Origin of the sequence: Pseudomonas sp. PS01299, assembly GCF_029960145.1 — a bacterium.
Classification (GTDB): Bacteria; Pseudomonadota; Gammaproteobacteria; order Pseudomonadales; family Pseudomonadaceae; genus Aquipseudomonas; species Aquipseudomonas putida_A.
In genome coordinates this window covers 1-9,667 of the sequence record NZ_JASCPO010000221.1, presented here as the reverse complement: position 1 = coordinate 9,667, position 9,667 = coordinate 1, and the positions used below count along the sequence as shown (strand labels likewise).

The following is a 9,667-nucleotide window of genomic DNA, read 5'->3' as shown; positions in this document are numbered from 1 at the left end:
GGGCTTGCTCGCGAAAGCGCTGAATCAGTCAAAGCATAGGTCGACTGACACTGCGCATTCGCGAGCAAGCCCGCTCCCACAGGGGGTTCTCCGGTGTCTCGGAAAACCGCTGCTTACAGGTCGCCGTAACCCAGCGAACGCAGAGCACGCTCGTCGTCGGACCAGCCGCCCTTCACCTTGACCCACAGGTTGAGCATGATCTTGGAGTCGAACAGCAGCTCCATGTCCTTGCGCGCCTCGGTGCCGATGCGCTTGATGCGCTCGCCCTTGTCGCCAATGATGATCTTCTTCTGCCCGTCACGTTCGACGAGGATCAGCGCGTGGATGTGCAGGGTCTTGCCCTGCTGCTTGAACTCTTCGATCTCGACGGTGATCTGGTACGGCAGCTCGGCGCCCATCTGGCGCATGATTTTCTCGCGCACCAGTTCAGCGGCGAGGAAACGGCTGCTACGGTCGGTGATCTGGTCTTCCGGGAAGAAGTGATCGTTCTCCGGCAAATGATCGGCGATGACCTTTTCCAGCGCGTCGAGGTTGTGCCCGTGTTGCGCGGAAATCGGGATGATCTGTGCGTTCGGCAGCTGTTCCTGCAACCACGACAGGTGCGGCATCAGCTCGGCCTTGTCTTCGATGCGGTCGGTCTTGTTCAGTGCGACGATCAGCGGGCCGGTCACGTACTGCACGCGCTCCAGCACCATCTGGTCCTCTTCGGTCCACTTGGTGCGATCAACCACGAAGATCACCACGTCGACGTCTTTCAATGCTGCCGAAGCGGTTTTGTTCATGTAGCGGTTCAGGGCCTTTTCGCCACCCTTGTGCATGCCGGGGGTGTCGACGTAGATCGCCTGCACGTCACCCTCGGTCTTGATCCCGAGCATGTTGTGACGGGTGGTCTGCGGCTTGCGCGAGGTGATCGCGAGCTTCTGGCCGAGGATGTGGTTCAGCAACGTCGATTTGCCGACGTTGGGACGGCCGACGATGGCAACGTAGCCACAGCGAGTTGCGTTTGTATCAGTCATTGCCATTCTCCACGCCCAGGGCAATCAGTGCTGCGGCGGCCGCTACCTGTTCGGCAATACGACGGCTCACACCCTGACCTCGGCTTTTTTCATTCAATAAGACCACTTCGCACTCGACGAAGAAGGTACGGCAGTGCGGCTCACCCTGGATATCCACCACTTCGTAGCGTGGCAGTTCGCAACCGCGCGATTGCAGATGTTCCTGCAGACGGGTCTTGGGATCCTTGTTGGTGTCGACCAGCGTCAGGCCTTCGAACTCACCGGCCAGCCAGGCCAGTACGCGCTCGCGAGCGACGTCCATGCCGGCATCGAGGTAGATCGCACCGATCAGCGCTTCGAGGGCATCGGCCAGAATCGATTCGCGACGGAAGCCACCGCTTTTCAGTTCGCCCGAGCCCAGACGCAGGTAGTCGCCCAAGTCGAAACCACGGGCCAGCACCGCCAGTGTCTCACCCTTCACCAAACGTGCGCGCAAACGCGACAACTGGCCTTCGCGGGCCAGCGGGAAGCGATCGAACAGCGCCTCGCCAGCGACGAAGTTGAGGATGGCATCGCCGAGGAATTCCAGGCGTTCGTTGTTACGCCCGGCAAAGCTGCGGTGCGTGAGGGCCAGCAGCATCAGCTCCTGATCCTTGAAGGTGTAACCGAGCTGGCGCTCGAGACGGCTTAGAGAAACGCTCACGGTTTACCCACGCTGAGTTCGTGGCTGGATTCCACTGCCATCGCCGGGGTACGGCGCAGGCCTGGGACAATTAACGCTGTGTTCAAAAATGACGTCCTGAATATCGTGGCTTCATGCCCTGGTGCCGATTTGTGTCGACTCCAGAAATGCATTCGGCGCTGTGGTCAACAGCGCCGTGATTGATTACTTGATCAGGCCAACCCGCGAGAAATTCGGCAGGTGGCTGAGTTTCGGTTCCGGCCAGCTCATCCAGACAGCGAAGGCTTTGCCGACGATATTCTGGTCGGGAACCATGCCCAGCAGATCCTTGGGAATGTTCGGGTCATCCCAGTAGCGACTGTCGTTGGAGTTGTCGCGGTTGTCGCCCATCATGAAGTAGTGCCCGGCCGGCACGGTCCAGGTATGGTCCGGCGTAGCGCGGTAGCGGCTCATTTCCTTGCGGATCAGGTGCTCGGCAGCGCCGAGTTTTTCCTTGTAGAGTTCCGCGCTGCCCAGCGTGCCCGGCTCGGAGCCGACCAGTTGCTCGGCAATCGACTCGCCATTGACCAACAGACGCTTGTCGGCGGTGTAACGCACCGTATCGCCCGGCAGACCGACTACACGCTTGATGTAGTTGACGTTCGGGTCGCTCGGGTAGCGGAACACCATCACATCGCCACGCTGCGGATCACCGACTTCGATGATTTTCTTGTCGATCACCGGCAGGCGGATCCCGTAAGAAAACTTGTTCACCAGAATGAAGTCGCCCACGTCCAGAGTCGGTTTCATCGAGCCGGACGGGATCTGGAACGGTTCCACCAGGAACGAACGCAGCACCAGCACGATGAACAGCACCGGAAAGAACGACTTGCCGTATTCAACCAGCAACGGCTCTTTGTTCAGCTTCTCGACCACAACGGGCTCGGGCTGGCTGACACTGCCTTGATAAGAGGCAATGGCAGCACGCCGACGCGGCGCCAGGAACAGCAGATCGAGCAACGCCAACAGGCCGCAGACCAACACGGCGATGACCAGCAACAGCGGGAAATTTAGTGACATAGGACCTGACTATTCCAACCTGAGCACGGCAAGGAAGGCTTCTTGTGGAATTTCCACGTTGCCGACCTGCTTCATGCGTTTCTTACCGGCCTTTTGCTTTTCAAGCAGCTTTTTCTTACGGCTTACGTCACCGCCGTAGCATTTGGCCAATACGTTCTTTCTGAGTGCCTTGACGGTGGTCCGGGCGACGATCTGACCGCCAATGGCAGCCTGGATGGCCACGTCGAACATCTGACGAGGAATCAGTTCTTTCATCTTCTCGGTCAACTGGCGACCTTTGAAGTGCGAATTGTCACGGTGCACGATCAACGCCAGGGCGTCGACCTTGTCACCGTTGATCAGCACGTCCAGTTTCACCAGATTAGCCGATTGGTAACGATCGAAATGGTAATCCAGCGAAGCATAGCCGCGGCTGGTGGATTTGAGACGGTCGAAGAAGTCCAGGACCACTTCGTTCATCGGCAGGTCGTAAGTGACCTGCACCTGATTGCCGAGGAACAGCATGTCAACCTGTACGCCGCGCTTCTCGATGCACAGGGTGATGACGTTGCCCAGGTGTTCCTGCGGAACCAGGATGTTGGCCCGCACGATTGGCTCGCGCATGTCTTCGATGGCCGACACATCCGGAAGTTTGGACGGGTTGTCGACGTAAATCGTTTCACCGGTTTTCAGCACCAGCTCGAAAATTACCGTTGGCGCGGTGGTGATCAGATCCAGGTCGTATTCGCGCTCGAGGCGCTCCTGGATGATCTCCATGTGCAGCATGCCGAGGAACCCGCAACGGAAGCCGAAGCCCAGTGCGTCGGAGCTTTCCGGGGTGTACTGCAGCGACGAGTCGTTCAGGGTCAGTTTCTGCAGCGCTTCGCGGAAGTCCTCGAAGTCGTCGGAGCTGACCGGGAACAGACCGGCGTAAACCTGTGGCTGGATGCGTTTGAAGCCGGGCAGTACCGGTACATCTGGAGTCGAGCTCAGGGTCAGGGTGTCACCGACCGGTGCACCGTGAATGTCCTTGATGCTGGCGATGATGAAGCCCACTTCGCCAGCCTTGAGGTCAGCGGTAGCAGTGTGCTTCGGATTGAATACACCAACGCTGTCGACCAGGTGGATCTTGCCGGTGGATTTCACCAGGATCTTGTCGCCCTTCTTCACGCGGCCATGACGCACGCGCACCAGGGAGACAACGCCCAGGTAGTTGTCGAACCAGGAGTCGATGATCAGCGCTTGCAGCGGATCTTCGATGTTGCCGGTCGGCGCAGGAATGGTCGCGACCAGACGCTCGAGCACTTCGTCGACACCCAGGCCGGTCTTGGCGCTGCAGGTGACGGCGTCGGTGGCGTCGATGCCGATGATCTTCTCGATCTCGTCCTTGACGCGGTCCGGCTCGGCCTGTGGCAGGTCGATCTTGTTCAGCACCGGCATGACCTCGAGGCCTTGCTCGATGGCGGTGTAGCAGTTGGCCACGGACTGGGCTTCAACACCCTGACCGGCATCGACCACCAGCAACGCCCCTTCACACGCGGCCAGGGAACGGCTGACTTCGTAGGTGAAGTCGACGTGGCCCGGGGTGTCAATGAAGTTCAGCTGGTAGGTGACGCCATCTTTGGCTTTGTAATAGAGGGTAACGCTGTGGGCCTTGATGGTGATCCCGCGTTCGCGCTCCAGATCCATGGAATCCAGTACCTGGGCTTCCATTTCACGCTCGGCCAGGCCACCGCACATCTGGATGAAACGGTCAGCCAGCGTCGACTTGCCATGGTCAATGTGGGCGATGATGGAGAAATTGCGGATATGACTCAAATCACTCACGGATCAACACTCAAAAAGGCTGCAGGCTTGGCCCGCCGAAAAATAGCCGGGAATTGTACCTGATACACGGCGCAAGCGTCACGTTCGCCTGTCACCCCGATTGCATACGAAAACGCCCCGATCTGTCGACCGAGGCGTTTTCGCGGTTAAAGCGTTGGCAACAACGCGGCCATCAGCCGGCCCGTCGCAGCAACCACACACCCGCCAGCGCACAGACCGTGGCTGGCACCAGCACCGCGAACAGCGGCGAGAAACCGAACACCAGGCTCGAAGGGCCAAGCAGATCCTGGACGATGCGGAAGGTGAAGCCCACCAGCACACCGGTGAACACTCGCTGACCGAGGGTGACCGAGCGCAACGGACCGAAGATGAAGGAGATCGCCATCAGCACCAGCGCGGCGGTGACCAGCGGCTGCAACACCTTGACCCAAAATGCCAGCCAATAGCGGCCATTGCTCAGGCCTTGATCCGCCAGATAGTGGATATAGCCCCACAGACCGGAAATCGACAGCGCCTCGGGCGCCATCACCACCGTGTTGAGCAATTGCGGGCTCAGCGATACGTCCCACTCCTCGCTCGGCGCATTCACCACTTCGGTGCTGCGCTCGTGGAAGACCGTGGTGGTCACGTCGCTGAGCAGCCAGCGCTTGCCGTCGAACTCCGCACGCTTGGCGAAGCTGGAGCTGAGCAGGTGGCGCTCTTTGTCGAAGTGATAGCGGGTCACCCCATACAACAGGCCGTCGGGTTGCACGGCGTTGATATGGATGAATTCCTCACCCTGACGGTGCCACATGCCGTGCTTGGCGCTCTGCGCGTCGCCGCTGCCTTGCGCCAGCGAGCGATTGGCCTGGGCCATGCTTTCGGTGGCCGGCGCCACGTATTCGCCGATAAGTACGCCGGCCAGCATCAACACCAGCATTGGCTTCATGACGGCCCAGACGATGCGCCCGATGGACACACCCGCGGCACGCATGACCGTCAGTTCGCTGCTGCTGGCCAGACTGCCGAGGCCGATCAGACAGCCGATCAGCGCGGCCATCGGCAGCATTTCGTACAGGCGACGCGGCGCGGTGAGCAGGACGAAGCTCAGCACATCGGTCAGCGTGTAGGTATCGCTGACGTCGCTCATCTCGTCGATGAAGGCAAACAGGGTCGCCAGACCCAGAATGATCGCCAGCACGGCGATGATCGCCACGAATACGCTGCTGCCGATGTAGCGGTCGAGTTTAACCACGGGCCACCTCCAGCGCAGCGCTGCGACGGCTGGCCAGCTTCAGACGCATCGGCTCCCAGTACAGCAGGCCGAGACCGATGACCAGGAAGATCCCGTGCACCCACCACAGGCCAAGGGCCGGCGGGATCTTGCCTTTTTCGAGGGCGCCGCGGGCGGCAATCAGGATGGTCAGGTAAGCCATATAAAGAAGAATCGCCGGCAGCAGCTTCAGGAAACGGCCCTGACGCGGATTGACCCGCGACAGCGGCACCGCCATCAGGGTCACGATGAACACCAGCAACGGCAGGGAAATCCGCCATTGCAGTTCGGCCTTGGAACGCTCGTCGTCGGCGCCCAGCAGGGTCGAAGTCGGGATCGCGTCACGGTCGGTGACTTCGTCACTGGCATCAGGTTTTGGCAGCAATACGCCGTAGGTGTCGTATTTGATCGCGCGGTAATCGGCCTGACCCGGGCTGCCGTCATAGCGATAGCCGTTGTGCAGGATCAGATAGCGGTTGCCGTCCGAGTGAACTTCCTGGCGGCCTTTTTCGGCCACCAGCACGGAAATCCCGCGGTCCTTCTGATCGGAGCCGAGGTTTTTCTGCGAGATGAACACGCCACCGAGGTTGACGCGATCGTCGGTCAGGCTTTCGGTGTAGGTCACCCGAGTGCCGTCTCGCAACGCCTGGAAACGGCCAGGTTCGAGGGTATCGAATTCGGTCAGGGCGTCCTGCTTGTTCAGCAGCAGCTGGAACTGGTTGGCGCCCTGCGGGGCCAGACTCAGGCTCAGCCACGCCACCACCAGTGCCACCAGCGTCGCCGGGAACAGGGTCATGCGCAGCAGACGCTGCTGACTCATGCCGGTGGCCGAGAGCACGGTCATTTCGCTTTCGAGGTACAACCGGCCGTAAGCCAGCAGGATCCCGAGAAACAGACCCAACGGCAGGATCAGTTGCATGAAACCCGGCAGACGGTAACCCATGATCAGGAACAGCGATCCCGGATCGAGTTGGCCCGCAGCGGCCTGGGCAAGGTATTTGATGAAGCGACCGCTCATGATGATGACCAGCAGCACGGCGCTGACGGCGCTCAGGGTCAACATTACTTCACGGGACAGATAACGGAAGACGATCAAACCAGACACTCCAGGGTTGTCAGGCTAAGGCGGCCAAACAAGCAAATGTTTCGAGCGACCCGCAAGGCAGAGCCGTCGAAAAAAGATGCGGCATTATCCTGTGATTGAGGGCGCCTGTCACTGCGCACACTCACCCAAGCGTAGATTCCGTTGAAGATCGCACAACCGAGGGTTGTCAGGCGCGGTGAGCGAGGTTCAAACTGCCGCCTTCGTCGCAGGCACAGACCTGCGCCTCTTCTATCTATAAGCAGGCGACTGCGGACACCGTCGAACGCCTGTGTGTTGACCATTCATTCAGGGATCCGGACATGGAACTGGTTGTAAAAAGCGTTAGCCCAGAAACGTTGAAAACCGCCACCCTGGTGGTTGCCGTCGGCGAAGGCCGCAAACTCGGCGTCGCCGCCAGACAGGTCGACGAGCTGAGCGGTGGCGCGATCAGCGCCGTGCTCAAGCGTGGTGATCTGGCCGGCAAGGTCGGTCAGAGCCTGCTGCTGCACAGCCTGCCGAACCTGAAAGCCGAGCGCGTGCTGCTGGTCGGCGTGGGCAAGGATGAAGAACTGGGCGACCGTCCGTTCCGCAAAACCATTGCCGGCATCCTCAATATCCTGAAAGGTCTGGGCGGCAGCGACGCCGTGCTGGCGCTGGATGAAATCATCGTCAAGAACCGCGACAGCTACGGCAAGACCCGTCTGCTGGCGGAAACCCTGGTGGACGGCGAATACACCTTCGACCAGTTCAAGAGCCAGAAAGCCGAACCGCGCGCCCTGAAGAAAATCACCCTGCTGACCATCAAGGCTGCTCAGGCTGAAGTGCAGCGCGCCGTGAACCATGCCACCGCGATCGCCAACGGCATGGCCTTCACCCGTAATCTGGGCAACCTGCCGCCGAACATCTGCCACCCGACCTTCCTCGGCGAGCAAGCGAAGAACCTCGGCAAAGAGTTCAAGGATCTGAAAGTCGAAGTCCTCGACGAGAAGAAGATCAAATCCCTGGGCATGGGCTCGTTCTACGCCGTCGGCCAGGGCAGCGCCCAGCCGCCGCGCCTGATCGTCATGCAATACAACGGTGGCAAGAAGTCCGAGAAGCCTTACGCGCTGGTCGGCAAAGGCATCACCTTCGACACCGGCGGCATCAGCCTCAAGCCTGGCGCCGGCATGGACGAAATGAAGTACGACATGGGCGGCGCGGCCTCCGTGTTCGGTACCCTGCGTGCGGTGCTCGAGCTGAAGCTGCCGATCAACCTGGTGTGCATCCTCGCCTGCGCCGAAAACATGCCGAGCGGCAACGCCTCGCGTCCGGGCGACATCGTCACCACCATGAGCGGCCAGACCGTGGAAATCCTCAACACCGACGCCGAAGGCCGTCTGGTGCTGTGCGACGCCCTGACCTACTCCGAGCGCTTCAAGCCACAAGCAGTGATCGACATCGCCACCCTGACCGGTGCCTGTGTGGTTGCACTCGGTGCACACACTTCCGGCCTGCTGGGCAATAACGACGAACTGATCGAGCAACTGCTCAGCGCCGGCAAAGCTGCTGACGACCGCGCCTGGCAACTGCCGCTGTTCGACGAATACCAGGAGCAACTGGACAGCCCGTTCGCCGACATCGCCAACATTGGCGGGCCGAAGGCCGGCACCATCACCGCCGCGTGCTTCCTGTCGCGCTTCACCAAGAACCTCAACTGGGCGCACCTGGACATCGCGGGCACCGCGTGGACCAGCGGCGGCAAGGACAAGGGCGCCACCGGCCGCCCGGTTCCGCTGCTGACCCAATACCTGCTGGACCGCGCCAAAGCCTGAAACCGATGAACCTGGGCGGCGTCACTTTGCGGTGACGCCGCTCAAGGCTCAGGGAACCGCAATGACCAAAGTCGACTTCTATATCCTGCCCAGCGCCGATCCTTCGGCTCGCCTGGACTTTGCCTGCAAGCTCACCGAGAAAGCCTGGCGCATGGGCCACCGCATCTACCTGCATTGCAGCGATGCTGCTCAGCGTGGCGATCTCGATGCGCGCCTGTGGGCGTTCAAGGGCGAAACGTTCGTGCCGCACGGCCCTGCCGAGAGCGAGCCGGATGGTTTGATCGTGCTGGGACTGGGCGCTGACTGCGGCGAGCATCAAGATCTGCTGGTCAACCTCGACCTGAAAGTCCCGGCTTTCGCCAGCCAATTCGCCCGCGTGGCGGAAGTGGTGGTGGAAGATCCGGCGATTCGCGCGGCGGCACGGGAGAGTTTCCGTTTCTACCGCGAACAGGGCTATCCTCTGCAAGACCACCGTTTACAGCGACTCTGAGTACGCCGATGGACACTCCAAAACCGCTGCAAAAGCCTGCGCACCTGCTGGACGATCTCGAGTCGATCCGCCAGTTGCTTGGCGATGACAACCTGCAACCGCCCTTGCTGACCGACACGGTCGAGGACGGCGAACAGGAACAGATTCCGATGCTGTTCGAGGCCGTCGACGCCACGCCGCCCGCCATCGAACCGCCCCAAGCTCCGGCCCCGGCGCCTGCTGCCAAACCGGCAGCACCTGTGGATAAAGGCCCGGACGCCCTGCTGCACCTGGACAGCGAACTGCGCGCCGCCGCGCAATTGATCATGCAGGACGTGATCGACGACTTCGCGCCGCACATCGAAACCGAAATCAAACGCCGCCTCGAGGCGCGGATGGAACGGCTTTTGAGCCAATACGAATAACCACAAATCCCCTGTGGGAGCGGGCTTGCTCGCGAATGCGGTATGTCAGGCACCATCATCGCTGGCTGACACACCGAATTCGCG

At 60.7% G+C, this 9,667-nt stretch carries 9 protein-coding genes; 3 read left to right on the top strand and 6 right to left on the bottom strand.

Features of this window, described 5'->3' with window-relative positions; translation table 11 throughout:
• Nucleotides 1-113: 113 nt before the first annotated feature.
• The 6 genes from era to lptF form a co-directional block, all read right to left on the bottom strand.
• Complete coding sequence (era, locus tag QMX91_RS25530) at nt 114-1,016, bottom strand: GTPase Era (RefSeq protein WP_003221935.1); 903 nt, start codon at nt 1,014-1,016, stop codon at nt 114-116.
• Entirely contained in the window at nt 1,009-1,698 is a 690-nt protein-coding gene (gene rnc, locus QMX91_RS25525) for a ribonuclease III (RefSeq protein WP_024011703.1), read from the bottom strand. The genes era and rnc overlap by 8 nt, the downstream gene beginning before the upstream one ends.
• Nucleotides 1,699-1,881: 183 nt before the next feature.
• A complete protein-coding gene (gene lepB, locus QMX91_RS25520) occupies nt 1,882-2,736 on the bottom strand; it encodes a signal peptidase I (RefSeq protein WP_096795193.1) in 855 nt (284 codons plus the stop codon).
• Nucleotides 2,737-2,745: 9 nt separating this feature from the next.
• Complete coding sequence (lepA, locus tag QMX91_RS25515) at nt 2,746-4,542, bottom strand: translation elongation factor 4 (RefSeq protein ID WP_003221926.1); 1,797 nt, start codon at nt 4,540-4,542, stop codon at nt 2,746-2,748.
• Nucleotides 4,543-4,714: 172 nt separating this feature from the next.
• Complete coding sequence (gene lptG / locus QMX91_RS25510) at nt 4,715-5,776, bottom strand: LPS export ABC transporter permease LptG (RefSeq protein ID WP_098967343.1); 1,062 nt, start codon at nt 5,774-5,776, stop codon at nt 4,715-4,717.
• Nucleotides 5,769-6,890, bottom strand: coding sequence for an LPS export ABC transporter permease LptF (gene lptF / locus QMX91_RS25505; protein WP_098967341.1), 1,122 nt, complete (start codon nt 6,888-6,890; stop codon nt 5,769-5,771). The genes lptG and lptF overlap by 8 nt, the downstream gene beginning before the upstream one ends.
• A gap of 308 nt (nt 6,891-7,198) precedes the next feature.
• On the opposite strand from lptF, the gene QMX91_RS25500 reads away from it, so the two are divergent.
• From QMX91_RS25500 to QMX91_RS25490, 3 genes are all read left to right on the top strand, one after another.
• Complete coding sequence (locus QMX91_RS25500) at nt 7,199-8,689, top strand: leucyl aminopeptidase (protein ID WP_282413557.1); 1,491 nt, start codon at nt 7,199-7,201, stop codon at nt 8,687-8,689.
• 61 nt (nt 8,690-8,750) lie between these two features.
• The gene (locus QMX91_RS25495) at nt 8,751-9,179 is read left to right on the top strand and encodes a DNA polymerase III subunit chi (protein WP_210558943.1); all 429 of its coding nucleotides are present in this window, start codon (nt 8,751-8,753) and stop codon (nt 9,177-9,179) included.
• Between the two features lie 8 nt (nt 9,180-9,187).
• Nucleotides 9,188-9,583 carry a DNA polymerase III subunit chi gene (locus QMX91_RS25490; RefSeq protein WP_282413556.1) on the top strand — a complete coding sequence of 132 codons (396 nt, stop codon included), beginning with the start codon at nt 9,188-9,190 and terminating at the stop codon, nt 9,581-9,583.
• The last annotated feature ends 84 nt before the right edge of the window (nt 9,584-9,667 follow it).

Excerpts from the sequence above, each read along its gene's own strand:
- QMX91_RS25500 (WP_282413557.1), top strand. The coding sequence starts at position 7,199 with ATGGAACTGGTTGTAAAAAGCGTTAGCCCAGAAACGTTGAAAACCGCC.
- lepB (WP_096795193.1), bottom strand. The coding sequence starts at position 2,736 with ATGTCACTAAATTTCCCGCTGTTGCTGGTCATCGCCGTGTTGGTCTGC.
- era (WP_003221935.1), bottom strand. The coding sequence starts at position 1,016 with ATGACTGATACAAACGCAACTCGCTGTGGCTACGTTGCCATCGTCGGC.
- QMX91_RS25490 (WP_282413556.1), top strand. The coding sequence starts at position 9,188 with ATGGACACTCCAAAACCGCTGCAAAAGCCTGCGCACCTGCTGGACGAT.
- QMX91_RS25495 (WP_210558943.1), top strand. The coding sequence starts at position 8,751 with ATGACCAAAGTCGACTTCTATATCCTGCCCAGCGCCGATCCTTCGGCT.